Source organism: Nocardioides piscis (assembly GCF_011300215.1).
GTDB lineage: Bacteria > Actinomycetota > Actinomycetes > Propionibacteriales > Nocardioidaceae > Nocardioides > Nocardioides piscis.
Genome location: NZ_CP049866.1, coordinates 648,390 through 662,520, shown reverse-complemented (window position 1 = coordinate 662,520; position 14,131 = coordinate 648,390). Strand labels below are relative to the sequence as shown.

13 protein-coding genes are annotated in these 14,131 nt (G+C 72.1%); 8 read left to right on the top strand and 5 right to left on the bottom strand.

The genetic code is table 11. The features are described from left to right. The gene (locus G7071_RS18960) at positions 1-621 is read right to left on the bottom strand and encodes a fatty acid desaturase family protein (protein ID WP_246210340.1); all 621 of its coding nucleotides are present in this window, start codon (positions 619-621) and stop codon (positions 1-3) included. A gap of 146 nt (positions 622-767) precedes the next feature. On the opposite strand from G7071_RS18960, the gene G7071_RS03365 reads away from it, so the two are divergent. The 6 genes from G7071_RS03365 (at position 768) to G7071_RS03340 (ending at position 7,985) form a co-directional block, all read left to right on the top strand. Continuing rightward, positions 768-1,202, top strand: coding sequence for an SRPBCC family protein (locus G7071_RS03365; protein ID WP_166314894.1), 435 nt, complete (start codon positions 768-770; stop codon positions 1,200-1,202). After that, on the top strand, positions 1,199-2,143 hold the full coding sequence (locus G7071_RS03360; RefSeq protein WP_166314892.1) for an SDR family NAD(P)-dependent oxidoreductase: 945 nt from the start codon (positions 1,199-1,201) through the stop codon (positions 2,141-2,143). The genes G7071_RS03365 and G7071_RS03360 overlap by 4 nt, the downstream gene beginning before the upstream one ends. Beyond that, a complete protein-coding gene (locus tag G7071_RS03355; RefSeq protein ID WP_166314890.1) occupies positions 2,140-3,729 on the top strand; it encodes a phytoene desaturase family protein in 1,590 nt (529 codons plus the stop codon). The genes G7071_RS03360 and G7071_RS03355 overlap by 4 nt, the downstream gene beginning before the upstream one ends. A gap of 28 nt (positions 3,730-3,757) precedes the next feature. Then, positions 3,758-4,591 carry an alpha/beta fold hydrolase gene (locus G7071_RS03350; protein ID WP_166314888.1) on the top strand — a complete coding sequence of 278 codons (834 nt, stop codon included), beginning with the start codon at positions 3,758-3,760 and terminating at the stop codon, positions 4,589-4,591. A gap of 186 nt (positions 4,592-4,777) precedes the next feature. After that, complete coding sequence (locus G7071_RS03345) at positions 4,778-5,611, top strand: sigma-70 family RNA polymerase sigma factor (protein WP_166314886.1); 834 nt, start codon at positions 4,778-4,780, stop codon at positions 5,609-5,611. Between the two features lie 241 nt (positions 5,612-5,852). Beyond that, positions 5,853-7,985, top strand: a complete 2,133-nt coding sequence (locus G7071_RS03340; protein WP_281351726.1) for a catalase — start codon at positions 5,853-5,855, stop codon at positions 7,983-7,985. A gap of 24 nt (positions 7,986-8,009) precedes the next feature. Here the strand turns inward: G7071_RS03340 and G7071_RS03335 are convergent, their stop codons facing one another. Genes G7071_RS03335 through G7071_RS03320 form a run of 4 tightly spaced genes read right to left on the bottom strand, consistent with a single transcriptional unit; the run spans position 8,010 to position 12,011 of the window. Then, positions 8,010-8,813 (bottom strand): glycosyltransferase family 2 protein, encoded by an 804-nt coding sequence (locus tag G7071_RS03335; RefSeq protein WP_166314882.1) that lies wholly within the window; start codon positions 8,811-8,813, stop codon positions 8,010-8,012. Then, entirely contained in the window at positions 8,810-9,826 is a 1,017-nt protein-coding gene (locus G7071_RS03330) for a glycosyltransferase (RefSeq protein ID WP_166314880.1), read from the bottom strand. Before G7071_RS03330 ends, G7071_RS03335 begins: the two co-directional genes overlap by 4 nt. Beyond that, positions 9,823-10,908 carry a glycosyltransferase family 4 protein gene (locus G7071_RS03325; RefSeq protein WP_166314878.1) on the bottom strand — a complete coding sequence of 362 codons (1,086 nt, stop codon included), beginning with the start codon at positions 10,906-10,908 and terminating at the stop codon, positions 9,823-9,825. The genes G7071_RS03330 and G7071_RS03325 overlap by 4 nt, the downstream gene beginning before the upstream one ends. After that, positions 10,905-12,011, bottom strand: coding sequence for a glycosyltransferase (locus tag G7071_RS03320; RefSeq protein ID WP_166314876.1), 1,107 nt, complete (start codon positions 12,009-12,011; stop codon positions 10,905-10,907). Before G7071_RS03320 ends, G7071_RS03325 begins: the two co-directional genes overlap by 4 nt. Positions 12,012-12,148: 137 nt before the next feature. Between G7071_RS03320 and G7071_RS03315 the strand changes: the two genes are divergently transcribed. Both G7071_RS03315 and G7071_RS03310 read left to right on the top strand, forming a co-directional pair. Further along, positions 12,149-13,330 (top strand): zinc-dependent alcohol dehydrogenase, encoded by a 1,182-nt coding sequence (locus G7071_RS03315; protein WP_166314874.1) that lies wholly within the window; start codon positions 12,149-12,151, stop codon positions 13,328-13,330. Positions 13,331-13,417: 87 nt separating this feature from the next. Beyond that, positions 13,418-14,122, top strand: a complete 705-nt coding sequence (locus G7071_RS03310; protein ID WP_166314872.1) for a GAF and ANTAR domain-containing protein — start codon at positions 13,418-13,420, stop codon at positions 14,120-14,122. Positions 14,123-14,131: the final 9 nt, after the last annotated feature.

Genomic DNA, 14,131 nt, shown 5'->3' with positions numbered 1-14,131 from the left:
TCAGGTCGGACCGGACCCGGGGGAGAGGCCCTCGCCCTGGCGCAGCTCGGCGCCGAGGTCGAGGTCATACATCGCGATGCCCCACTCGAAGATGCAGGCGTTGACCAAGTTGACCAGAGGCTGGAGGAGGAAGCGCGGCTGCCAGTCCTGTGCCTCGTCGACGCGCATGATGCCGTAGCCGAGGTCGTTGTCCTTGCCGAGCACGTTGGTGTTCACGTGGTGGCGGTCGTTGTGGGCGCGCTGCCACTGGTCCGGCACGGACGCGTGGTCCCAGTCCCAGGTCGAGGAGTGGATCTTGGGGTCGCGCATCCAGTCCCACTGGCCGTGGAGCACGTTGTGCCCGATCTCCATGTTGTCGAGGATCTTGGACAGCGCGAGCGCGCTCGTGCCGATCCACCAGGCCTTGCGGCTGCGGCTCCCCAGCAGCACCAGGCGGCCGGCCACCTCGAGTGATCGCTGGACGGCGATGACGCGGCGGATGTAGGCCGCGTCGTCGGCGCCTCGGCTCTCGACCACCTGCTGTCGCAGGGTGTCCAGGCTGCGGCCCAGGGCTTCGACCTCCGCGTCGCTGAGGTCGCTGCCGGACCGGTGGGGATCGGTGTGCGTGGGGGGCTCAACCACCGTGGTGACCATGACCGTTTGATACCCGATGTCGCGTCCCGCATGCGCGGGGGTCCACATGCCGTCGGCCCGGAATGTCCCTTCGGGTGGTGGTGTGGGCCGACCACGTGGCTAGCGTGGAGGTCTGCGCAACGAGAGGATCTGCGATGGCCGAGCAAACGCGACTCCTGCACGCCACCCCCGAGAAGGTGTGGGACGTGCTGTGTGACGGATGGCTCTATCCGGTGTGGGTGGTCGGCGCCTCGCGGATGCGTGAGGTGGAGGACGACTGGCCCGCGGTCGGCAGCAAGCTGCACCACTCTGTCGGTGTCTGGCCGGGGCTCATCGACGACAACACCGAGGTCCTCGAGGTGGAGGCGGGCAAGCGCCTCAAGCTGCGCGCCCGCGGCTGGCCGATCGGCGAGGCCACCGTCGAGCTCATCCTCGAGCCCCAAGGCGCAGGGACCTTGGTGCGCATGCGGGAGGAGCCGGTCGCCGGACCGGGAGCGCTCATCCCGCCGCCCGTGCGGGGGTTGAGCCTGAAGTGGCGCAACAGCGAGGCACTGCGTCGCCTGGCCTACATCGCCGAACGCCGCGGATGAGTCACTCACCGCGCGTCGTCCTGATCACCGGTGCCTCCAGCGGGATCGGCGAGGCCACTGCCCATCAGGCCGCGGAGCGCGGTGACCACCTGGTGCTGCTGGCACGAGGGCCCGAGGCGCTCGCGCGGGCGGCAGCCGAGTGCGACGAGCTGGGCGCGGCCTCCACGATGGTCGTGCCCTGTGACGTGTCGGACGACGACAGCGTGCGCGCGGCGGTGGCGGCAGCCGTCGCGGAGCACGGTCGGCTCGACGAGGTCGTGTCCTGTGCAGGCGTGGTCGCCTACGGGCGTCTCGAGGCCGTCCCCGTGGAGGTGTTCGACCAGGTGCTGGCGACCAACCTCGGTGGGGCGGTCAACCTCACCCGCCACGTCCTGCCGGTGCTGCGGGACCAGGACAGCGGGAGCCTGGTCTTCGTCGGCTCGGTGCTGGGTCACGTCGCGACGCCCGACATGGCGGCATACGTCCTGAGCAAGTGGGGGGTGCGCGGTCTGGTGCGCCAGCTGCGCGTCGACAACCGCGACCGGCCCGGGATCAGCTTCGGCTACGTCGCGCCCGGTGGCGTCGACACCCCCATCTATCGCCAGGCCGCGAACTACAACGACGCCAACGGTCGTCCGCCGTTCCCGGTCTCGTCGCCCGAGCGGGCGGCTGCGCGGGTGCTCGCCGTCGCCGACCAGTCGTCGCGGAGCGGCCAGCTCGGCCTGGCCAACGACGTCATCCGCTTCGGGTTCAGCACGCTGCCCTGGGCCTATGACCGGTTGGTCGGCCCGATGTTCCGGCTGATCGCGCAAGACCAGCTCGCGACCGTCGACCAGGGTCCGGGCAACGTCCTGGAGCCGCGCGAGGAGCTCAACGAGGTCCACGGACACCACCCCAACGCCGCGCTGGCCATCCTGCGCAACGTCGCGGCGCTCGGTCGCGGAGGAGCAGCAGGCCGATGAGCTGGGACGCGGTGGTGGTCGGGGCCGGCCCCAACGGGCTCGTCGCCGCCAACCGGCTGCTCGACGCCGGCTGGTCGGTGCTCGTGCTCGAGGCGCAGCCGGACGTGGGTGGGGCCGTGCGCAGCGACCGCGACGTCCACCCCGACTTCGTCCACGACACCTTCAGCGCCTTCTATCCGCTGGCCGCGACCTCGCCGACGATCGCCTCCTTCGGGCTCGAGGACCATGGTCTCGTATGGCGACATGCACCCGCCGTCCTCGGCCACCCGCTCCCCGACGGCTCCTGGGCCGTGCTGCACCGCGACCGGGAGGCGACGGCGAGCGGGCTCGAGGCCCTGTGCCCGGGCGACGGGCAGGCCTGGCTCGACCTCTGCGCGCAGTGGGACCGGGTCGGCCCGCACCTGGTCGGCGCCCTGCTCAAGCCCTTCCCGCCGGTGCGGCACGGCGTCGGGATGCTGGCCGCCCTTCGTCACGTCGGCGGCCTGGACTTCGTCAAGACGCTGCTCACGCCGGCGGGCGAGATGGTCCGCGACCGCTTCGGCGGAGAGGCGGCGCGGTTGCTCGTGGCCGGCAACGCCGCACACGCCGACATCCCGCTAGATGCGCCCGGGTCGGGGCTGATGGGCCTCCTGCTGGCGATGCTGGGCCAGACCGTCGGCTTCCCCGTCCCCGAGGGTGGCGCCGGCGAGCTCACCCAGGCCCTGGCCCGGCGCTTCCGGGCCGGCGGCGGCGAGATCCGCACCGACGCCGAGGTCGTGCACGTCGAGGTCGCCGACAAGCGGGCCGTGGCCGTGCGGACCGCCGACGGCGAGCGCCACGCTGCTCGCCGCGCCGTGGTCGCCGACGTGCTGGCCCCCGCCCTCTACCTCCGGCTACTCGACGCCGGCGACCTGCCCGACCGGTTCCTCGCCTCCCTGCGCAGGTTCCAGCTCGACCCGGGCACCGTCAAGGTCGACTGGGCCCTCGACGGCCCGATCCCGTGGACCGGGGCGCCCGACCTCGCGTGCGGCACGGTCCACGTCGCCGACTCCGTCGACGACATGACCAGGGCGATGTCGCAGGTGCACGCGGGCGCGATCCCTGCCTCGCCCTTCATGCTGACCGGGCAGATGACGGCCTCCGACCCCACCCGCTCGCTGGCCGGCACCGAGTCGTTCTGGGCCTACACCCACGTGCCCCAACGCACCCGCAGCGGCGACGCCGGAGACGGCGGCATCCGCGGCGTGTGGGACCACGACGACTGCGAGCGGTTTGCCGACCGCATGCAGGCGCGACTCGAACGGCTGGCCCCCGGCTTCGCCGACCGCGTGGTCGCCCGCCGGGTCCTGGGGCCGCGGGAGATGGAGGCGCGCAACGCCAACCTCGTCGGCGGCGCCCTCAACGGCGGCACCGCCCAGCTCCACCAGCAGCTCGTCTTCCGGCCGGTCCCCGGCCTGGGCCGGGCCGAGACGCCCGTCCGGGGCCTCTACCTCGGCTCGGCCTCGGCCCACCCCGGTGGCGGGGTCCACGGCGCCTGCGGTGACAACGCCGCGCGCGCCGCCCTGGCGCACGACCGGGTCCGCGGGCTGCTGCCCGGTCGCCGCTGAACCCTGCGTCGATGGGTACACCGCACACATGACCTCGACCACCGACCAGCTCCTCACCCGACGCACCGTCTCGCGACCGGGCGTCGACCTGGCCGTGTTCGAGGGCGGCAACCCCGATGGCCCCACGATCGTGATGGTCCACGGCTGGCCCGACACCCACGAGCTGTGGCGCGGCGTCGCCGAGGTGCTGGCCGACGACTTCCGGGTGGTCTCGTACGACACCCGTGGCCAGGGGGAGTCGCCGACCGACATGCCCGACGCCGCGTTCGCGCTCATCGACCTCGCCGACGACCTGTTCGCGGTGCTCGACGAGGTCAGCCCGGATGCCCCCGTCCACGTCCTCGGCCACGACTGGGGCTCCGTGCAGTCGTGGGAGGCGGTGTGCCGACCGGGCGCTGAGGAACGGATCGCCTCGTTCACCTCCATCAGCGGGCCCAACCTCGACCACGTCGCGTCGTGGCTGCGGCGCAGCGTGCTGCGGCCGACGCCCCGCAGCATCACCCATGTCGTGGCGCAGGGGATCTCGTCGGCATACGTGCCGTTCTTCGTCTCCCCGCTGGCGCCGCCGGTCATGGCCGCCCTGGGCGGTCGCCGGTCGCGGGACATGGTCAGTGGGCTGCGCTACTACCGGGCCAACGTCCTGGGCGGGCACCGTCCGCGGCAGCGTCGCACCCGCGTGCCGGTGCTCCAGCTGGTGCTGACCAGGGACCCTGCGATCCGGCCGGCCTCGCTGACCGAGAGCGAGCGGTGGACCGAGCAGCTGGAGCGCACGGAGCTCCCCGTCGGGCACTGGGCGCCGTCGACGCACCCGCGTGAGGTGGCCGAGGAGACTGCTCGGTTCGTGCGGTCTCAGCTCACGTAGTCACAGGCTTTACCTGTGAACCCTCACCCCTTGGGGTGAGAGGACTATCCAACGGGTGGTCTAGACGGCTACGTTGTAAACCAGTTGTGAACCGGCTCAGACGCCTCCAAGGCAGTCGCACTCCAGCTCCAGTCTTGCTCCAGCACCGGGCAAGCGAGTGAATGTTTTCCCGAGAGTGAAGTCACCATGACTGCCTCCGTCTCCGAATCTTTCCAGCCCGCCATCCTCACCCGGCCCGAGCGGTCGCAGCGCACGGCGGAGCTCTTCGAGTCCATCGTCTCCGAGCGCGACGCGGCTCGCCGCCAGGATCTCCTCAACGAGGTCGTGGTCCTCAACATGCGCGTCGCCAAGGCGCTGGCCCAGCGGTTCTCCAACCGGGGCGTCGACGCCGACGACCTCGTCCAGGTCGCCTCGATCGGCCTGGTCAAGGCGGCCGAGCGCTTCGAGCCCGCCATGGGCAAGGACTTCCTGTCCTTCGCCGTGCCGACGATCCGCGGTGAGCTGCAGCGCCACTTCCGCGACGCTGGCTGGGTCGTGCGACCCACCCGCCGGATCCAGGAGGCGCGCTGGCGCATCGCCAAGGTCGAGGCCGAGCTGACCCAGAGCCTGGGCCACGTGCCGAGCGCCGAAGAGGTCCGCACCGAGCTCGACATGTCCTACGAGGAATACGCCGAGGCGTCGTCGGCCAACGGCTGCTTCCGCCCCACCTCGCTCGACCAGCCCGTCTCCGTCGAGGGCGACGGCACCAGCCTGGGTGACCTGCTCCCGGCCGAGGGGCACGAGCTGAGCGCCAGCGAGGCGCGGATGGCCCTGGCTCCCGTCATCCGCAAGCTCTCCGAGCGCGACCGTCAGGTCGTCCACCTGCGCTTCTTCGAGGACATGGGCCAGCGAGAGATCGGGTTGGCGATCGGCGTCACGCAGACGCAGGTGTCGAGGATCCTCGACCGCATCCTGGCCGACCTGCACCACTACCTGACGGCGGCGCCCGGCGCCGGCGTCGAGCCGCAACCCGCCGCCTGACGTCGATGGGGCCTGCCGGCCGTCTCGCGCAGACGGTCCGGCAGGTATGGCGCATGTCACTCTCCGAACGTGGGAACCGGGTGCCTTCCGCACCCCACCCGTAGGAGCCCGGCATGGACCCGAAGAAGCCCGTCAAGGCCGCGAAGAAGAAGGCCGGCAAGGCTGCCGGTGCCGTCGCCGACAAGGCTGCCGCCCTGCTCGGGACCAGGTGCCCGGCGCGCCCGGCAGCGAGCCGCCGTCGTTGGCAGAGCCGACCGAGCCGCGGGAGACCCCGCCGCCCAAGCCTGACCAGGCCACGCCCGACCCGCACTCGCCGACCGGCGCCCCCTCGGCCGACCCGGCGTCCGCCGCGGCCCAGCAGGGCGCCTTCCTCACCACTGCCACCGGCGTCCCGCTGCGCGACACCGACCACTCGCTCAAGGCAGGCCCACGCGGACCCACCCTGCTGCAGGACCACCACCTGCGCGAGAAGCTCATGCACTTCGACCACGAACGCATCCCGGAGCGCGTGGTCCACGCCCGCGGCGCTGGTGCGCACGGCGTCTTCGTGTCCAACGGTGCGGCCGCCGACGTCACCCGAGCAGCGTTCCTGGCCAAGGACGCCGAGACCCCGGTCTTCGTCCGGTTCTCCACCGTGCTGGGCTCGCGCGGCTCGGCCGACACGGTGCGCGACACCCGCGGGTTCGCGACGAAGTTCTACACCTCCGAGGGCAACTTCGACCTCGTCGGCAACAACATGCCCGTCTTCTTCATCCAGGACGGCATCAAGTTCCCCGACATCGTGCACGCGGCCAAGCCGCACCCCGACCGGGAGATCCCGCAGGCGCAGAGCGCCCACGACACCTTCTGGGACTTCGTCTCGCTCCACACCGAGGCCCAGCACCACACCCTGTGGAACATGTCGGACCGCGGGATCCCCCGGTCCTACCGGACGATGGAGGGCTTCGGGGTGCACACCTTCCGCCTCGTCGCCGCCGACGGTGGCACGACGCTGTGCAAGCTGCACTGGAAGCCCCGCCTCGGCGTCCACTCGCTGACCTGGGAGGAGGCGCAGCTCGCGGGCGGGGTCGACCCCGACTTCCACCGCCGCGACCTCTACGACGCCATCGAGTCGGGTGCCTTCCCGGCCTGGGACCTGGGGATCCAGGTCTTCCCGGACACGCCCGAGCAGTTCTTCGAGGGCATCGACCTGCTCGACCCGACGAAGCTCGTCCCCGAGGAGCTCGCACCGGTCCAGCTGATCGGCACGATGACGCTCAACGGCAACCCGACCAACTTCTTCGCCGAGACCGAGCAGGTCGCCTTCCACACCGGCCACCTGGTGCCCGGCATCGACGCCTCCGACGACCCGCTGCTGCAGGCGCGCAACTTCTCCTACCTCGACACGCAGCTGAGTCGGCTAGGCGGCCCCAACTTCAACCAGATCCCGGTCAACCGGCCGCACGCCCCGGTCAACGACATGCTGCGCGACGGAGCCCACCAGCAGGCGGTGCACGGTGGCGTGGCGCCGTACGAGCCGAGCTCGCTCGACGGCGGCTGTCCCTTCACGGCCGATGGCGGGTTCGTCGACGTCCCGGTCGCCATCCCCGCCACGACGAAGGTGCGCGCGAGCCCGGCGTCGTTCGACGACCACTTCAGCCAGGCGCGACTGTTCTGGACGAGCATGACGCCGGTCGAGCAGGAGCACATCGTCAACGCCTACTCCTTCGAGCTGGCGAAGTGCTACGAGCAGGCGATCAAGGAGCGGCAGCTCTTCGCGCTCGCCAACATCGACGCCGAGCTGTGCGCGCAGGTCGCGGCCGCCCTGGGCCTGCCCGCGCCCGAGGCGACGGTCACCTATGACGAGCCCGACCCCAGCCCGGCGTTGTCGCAGCTCGGTGAGACCTGGCCGGTCGACGGTCGCCTCGTCGGCATCGTGGTCGACGCGGACAGCGACCTCGGCGCGGTCGCCGAGGCGCGCAGCGCGCTGCTGGCTGCCGGCGTGCTGCCGCTGCTCGTGGCGCCGCACGGGGGAGACCTCGGCGCCGGGCTGGTCGCGCAGCGGACCTATGCCACCGCGCGGTCGGTCGAGTTCGACGCCCTGCTCGTCGCGGGTGCAGCACCGCCGGCGGCCGACGCGATCCCCCAGCGCGACGGCAAGGCCGCCGAGCGCTCCCCAGCAGGGAGCGACCCGCGGGTCGTGCTGATGGTCGAGGAGTGCTTCCGCCAGTGCAAGGCCGTCAGTGCGCTCGGTGACGGGCAGTCCGTCCTCGACGGCCTCGGGGTGGCCGGACCGGGGGTGGCGGTCGCCGACGACGCCTCGACCCTGGTGCCCGAGCTGCTCGACCTGATGGCGTCGCACCGCGCCTGGGAGAGGTTCGCACCCACGCTGTGAACCGGGGAGGTTCGCGGGGGTGGCTCACCCCAGGGTGTGCCACCGCCCGTCCTCGTCCACCTTGACGAGGCCGAGCCGCTCGAACTCGCGCAGCCAGCCCAGCATGGGGGTGTGTCCCCACCGGCGGCGGAAGATCGCGGCGTTGCGCACGATGTCGTCGACGTGCTCGACCGGGGGCCGGGAGACGGGGTGGAACTGGTGGTAGGCGCGGGCAGCACCGAGCCAGCCGAGCTCGAGCCCGTCCTCGACGAGCACGCGTCCGAAGTCGGTGTCCTCGCCGCCATAGCCGACGTAGTCCTCGCAGAAGCCGCCGGAGCGGCGCCAGGCCGCTGCGGAGCAGGCGAAGGACAGCGACCAGAACAGGTCGGGATCGGCGTCGTGCAGCCGTTCGCCCGGGGCTGGGGCCGGCCTCGCGGGGTGGGGTGAGTCCAGACCGGGCAGGGCGGCCAGGTCGTAGCCGGTCCCCGGCGGGGGGTCGAGGTAGGTGACCGGGCCCGACCACACCGTCGACGGGTCGGACTCCACCGCGTCGGCATAGGCCTCGACCAGGCCGGGGCCGGCGAGGCAGTCGACGTCGAGGAAGACCAGGACTCCTGCGCCCAGGCCGAGCGCGATCCGTGCGCCGAGGTTGCGCGCCGCGGCCAGCGGCAGGCCGAGCGGCGTGGCCGGCAGGCTCGCGCTGCACCGACCGCTGCCGGCGAGCACGGGGTCGTCGATGGCGACCACCACGTGGTGGTCCGGTGGCACGGTGGCGGCAGCCAGGGACTCGCGCTGGCAGGCCAGGTGGTCGTGCCGCCCGTGGGCGACGGTGACGACGGCCGTCCTCATGCGGCCCGCGCCCGGTCGAGCACCCGGCTCACCACCGCTGCCACGCGCGCCGGGGCGCCGCCGTCACACCAGGCGGCCCAGCCGTCGCCGTCGAGGTCGGCCGCCTGGTGCAGGAGATGGCCCCAGTCGGCAGTCTCGAGCTCGTCGGCCACGACGGCCGGCCATTCGTCGCGCAGCACCTCGGCCGTGACGTGCTGCTCGTCGAAGGGGCGCTGCGCAGGGACCACGACCGCCGGCAGCCGCAGTGCGGCGACCTCGGCCAGCGAGTTCTGTCCGGGGTGCAGGACCGCGACGTCGGCAGTGGTGAGGACGGCCGACGGGTCGTGGTGCCAGGAGCCGAGGGTGCGGCTGAGGATCGTCCAGTCCCAGTCAGGGGTCTGCTCCTGCGCCGCGGCGATGGTCGCAGCGGTGAACCCGTCACCGCCGGTGCCGGCGATCAGCACTGCGTGGCGCCGCCTGCGGGACGGGTGCGGACGCGCGGTGACAGGGAAGCGCGAGACGGCCCCGACCGGCTGGAAGCGGGCCGCCACCGCCGGGTCCAGGCCGGGCAGCATCCATGACGTCGCGCCGGGCGGCCACGCGCCGACCAGCGCGGTCGCCGCGTCGAAGCCGAGCCGGTGTGCAGGGTCCGTACGCCGACCGGGAGCCGTCAGCGCGACGACCGGGACCCCGTGCAGCCGCGCCAGCAGGCACACCTCGACGGACTGGTCCACCACCATCGCGGCCGGCGCCTCCCGCCCGATCCAGCCCGCCAGCAGCGACATCCGCTCGCGCAGGCCGGGGTCGCCGAGCGGGGCCCAGTGCAGGCGGTCGCCGACGCTGACGTCGTGCGCATCGGCATACGACGCGAGGGAGTCGTCCCTCGGCAGCTCCACCCACGGTCCCTCCCAACCGGCCGGACGGGCGAGCGAGGAGAAGCCGGTGACGGGGCCGGGCAGGTGGGGCGCCAGGGTCAGTGCGCGGTGGAGGTGACCGCTGCCGTGGTGGTGGATGTAGTAGCCGATCGGGCTCATGCGGCTTCCCGCTGATGGGCGAGGGAGCGGTAGAGCGCCTCGTAGCGGTCGACCATGCGGGTCAGCGACAGCTCGGTCACTGCGTGCTCACGGCAGCGAGCGCGGTCGAGGCGAGCGGCTTCCCCGATCGCGGCAGCGAGCCCCGCGACGTCACCGGGGCCGGCCAGTCGTCCGCACTGATCGGTCAGCACCTCGGGCAGGCCGCCGCGCGCAAAGGCCGCGACCGGGGTCCCGCAGGCGAGTGCCTCGGCCGCGACCAGGCCGTAGGGTTCGTCCCAGGCGGGCGTGACCACAGCGACGGCCGAGCTCCCGACGAGGGCGGCCAGGTCTGCGTGGTCCAGGTGGCCGGCATAGGTGGCGTCGGCGCCGAGCAACGGCTCCACGCACGTGCGGAAGTAGTGCTCGTCGAGCACGGGGCCGGCGAGCACGATCGGGATGCCGGCGAGGCGCGCGGCGGCGATCGCCTCGTGCGGTGCCTTCTCGGCGACCAGGCGGCCCGACCAGACGGCGGCGTCGCCGCCGGGCCCGACCGGCCACCGCGTCACGTCCACGCCGTTGGGGACACAGCTGCAGTCGGTGATCGCTGCCCAGGAGGCGGCCGTGAAACGAGAAACGGCCGCGAAGGTGCTTGCGCCGCGGTCGAGGCGCACGGCCGACTCCAGCCACCACAGGGGAGGCGTGTGGAGCGTGGTCACCATCGGCATCGGCAGCGCGGAGGCCATGGCCACCGGCAGGTAGTGGAGGCTGTTGTTGTGGAGCACGTCGAAGCGTGAGCCCTGGTCGCGAGCCAGCTCGAGCATCAGCGCCAGGTAGGCGTGGTGCTCGGCGACCTGCACCGACTGGGGGGCGTCGACGTCGAGGCGGCCGGTGTGGTCGGGCAGTGCGTCGACGGCCAGCTCGATCACGCCGAGGGCCGGGTCCGACCCGGGCGCTGCGAAGACGGCGACCTCGTGACCGCGGCGGACGAGCTCGTGCGCGAGGTGCCACGTCATCGACTCCAGCCCGCCCGTGAACGGCTCGCTGATCGGGAACCGGCTGTTGGCGACCAGGCAGATCCGCAGTGCCCCTCCCCGGGCACTCATCCGGCGAGGTCGCGATAGAGCGCCTCGTGGGCGGCGGCGACCTCCCTGCGCTGGGTGGTCCGCTCGTCGATGGACGCGCCGAGGCGGGGTCGCTCGGCATGCGCGTGACGGACGGCCTCGCGCAGCGACTCGGGGTCGAAGGCGTTCTCGTCGTGGACGTATGACAACGCAGGACCCTGCTCGCTGAAGTAGCCGCAGCTCGGCGCGATGACCGTCGTCTGCAGGTCCCGGCAGGCCTCGAGCCAGCCGGAGTGGGTGCCGAACCGGTAGGGGAGGACGGACACGTCGAGCGAGGCCAGATAGGCCCACAGCTGGGCGTCGGAGAAGAAGTCGTGGACCTGCAGCTCGATCCGGCCCCGGTCGGCCTCGCGCCGCAGGAAGCGCGACAGCTCGGCGTGGTGTCGGTCGCCGCCGGGCTCGAGGACGTCGCGGTGACCGTTGACCTGGAGCACCGCGTCGTCGAGCCGCTCGACCGTCTCGATCAGGGTCGGAAGGATCCGCATCGGGTCCATGCTGGCGCGCAGGCTCTTGAGGTGCAGCCCGACCCGGAACGGGCGCCGCCGCCACCTCGGCCGGACCGCCAGGGCGTGGGCCATGTGCTGGACGTCGACGACGTGGGGGTGGGGGATGACGTGGGCGTCGCGCCCCCAGCGCTCGCGGATCTCCCGGGCTGCGCCGGGGGTGAGGGTCACCAGCGCGTCGGCGGCCGGCACCAGGACGTCGAGCTGCTCGTCGTGCAGCCGCCGGTCCTCGTGGTGCGGGTTGCGCAGGTCGTGGACCGTGAACACGAACGGCGTCGAACGGGCACGCAGAGCCTCGGTGAGTGCGGCCAGGTCGCCGGGGTCGACGGCGTCGAAGCCGAAGTGGAGATGGAACACGTCCATCCGCGCGTCCTCGACCCAGCCGGGCGCCAGCATCACGGGAGGCCACCACGTGGCCCCCGCTGGTCGGCCGGGATCGAGCGGGTCCGGGTCGGCCAGGCGGCGCGAGCCGGCGCCGGTCAGGGGCGCGAGGTGACGGACATAGACGTGGCCCGAGGGGACGGAGGCGATCGTGAGCGGTCGTGCCCGGTCCCGCAGCCTGGGGCGCTGCGTGATGGTCATGTCGAGGAGTACCCAGCAGCACGGGAGGCATTCGTCCCCTCGCGCCGGCCCCTCGGCATACGTCGCATGGATGTCACCCGACCGGGAACCGGGTCTGCAGACCCCGACGACACCCGGCGACACCGAGAGGAACCCCGATGAAGGCAGTGACTTGGCAGGGACGACGTGACATGCAGGTGGTGGAGGTTCCCGACCCGGAGATCCAGGACCCGACCGACGTGGTCATCGACATCACCTCGACCGGCCTCTGCGGCTCCGACCTGCATCTCTACGACCCGCTGACGCCGTTCATGCAGTCCGGCGACGTCGTCGGCCACGAGCCCATGGGCGTGGTCCGCGAGGTCGGCTCGGCGGTCGAGACGCTCGCCGTCGGCGACCGGGTCGTCGTGCCGTTCAACATCAGCTGCGGGACGTGCTGGATGTGCAGCCGCGGGCTCTTCAGCCAGTGTGAGACGACCCAGAACCGCGACCAGGGCACCGGCGCCAGCCTGTTCGGCTACAGCAAGCTCTATGGCGCCGTGCCGGGCGGCCAGGCCGAGGCGCTGCGCGTGCCGTTCGGCGACACCCTGCCGATCAAGATCCCGCACGGCCCGACCGACGACCGGTTCCTCTTCCTCTCCGACGTGCTGCCCACGGCCTGGCAGGCGGTCGAATATGCCGACACCGACGAGGACGGCACCCTGCTCGTGCTGGGAGCCGGCCCGATCGGTGACATGGCGTGCCGGATCGCCAAGCACCGGGGTCTGCGGGTCATCGGCGTCGACTCCGTGCCCGAGCGGCTCGGCCGGCTGAGCGCCTATGGCGCCGAGACCATCGACATGTCACAGGTCGACGGCATCGGCGACCGGGTGCGCGAGATGACCGACGGGCGTGGAGCGGACGCCGTCATCGACGCCGTCGGCATGGAGGCGCACGGATCGCCGATCGCCGAAGCGGCCCAGAAGGCGTTGGCGCTGCTGCCCAAGAAGGTCGCGGAGAAGGTCATGCTCAACGCCGGCTCCGACCGCCTCGCTGCCGTCTACACCGCGATCGACGCGGTCCGCCGTGGCGGCACGATCAGCATCTCCGGGGTGTACGGCGGTGCCACCGACCCGATGCCGATGTTCCAGCTGTTCGACAAGCAGATCCAGCTGCGCATGGGCCAGGCCAACGTCCGCCGCTGGAGCGACGACATCCTGGCGCTGCTCCAGGAGGACGAGGACGTCCTCGGGGTGGAGACGTTCGCGACCCACCACCTCCCGCTCGAGGAGGCTCCCGAGGCCTACCGCAGCTTCCGGGACAAGGAGCGCGGCATGGTGAAGGTCGTCTTTACTCCCTGAATCTTGCACCACTGGTGTGGGGGGCGGATATTCTGGCGTCCCCCACACCATCACCCGCTTCTCGGGCCTCGTTCCAGGAGTGTCGCGTTGCCCAGTCCCGACGTCGGCGAGTTCGCCGCGATCGCTGCCGATCTCCACGCCGAGCCTGACGCGGACGTCACTGCCCGGAACATCGTCGAGCACGGCGTCGACATCGTCGCCCAGGCAGAGCACGTCAGCCTGACCATCGCCCTCGCCGGTGGCGGCCACACCACTCTGGCCGCGACGAGCGAGCTGGCCGAGAAGGTCGACATGCTGCAGTACGAGCTGGACGAGGGGCCCTGCATCCAGGTGGCCGACGGAGCGAGCTGGTTCTGCAGCGGTGACGTGACGTCGGATCCCCGCTGGCCCCGGTGGGGCCCCGCCGCGGGGGAGCACGGGGTGCGCTCGGTGCTCGCCGTACGCCTCGACACCGTCGACAAGAGCTCCAACGGTGCCCTCAACTTCTTCAGCACCCAGTCCGGTGCCTTCTCCGAGTCGGAGATCGTGGACGTGGCCCAGGTCTATGCGGTGCACGCCGCCAACGCCCTGTCCGCGGCCTGCACGGCGGCCGGGCTGCAGACCGCTCTGACCTCTCGCCACACGATCGGCCTCGCACAGGGGATCCTGATGGAGCGCTACCGGCTCGACCAGCAGCGCAGCTTCGACCTGCTCCGTCGCACCTCGTCGGTCCACAACATCAAGCTGCGCGACCTGGCGTCGACCCTGGTCGAGACCGGACAGCTGCCGGGCCAGCCGCCCTCGCCCGGCTAGGCGCCACGG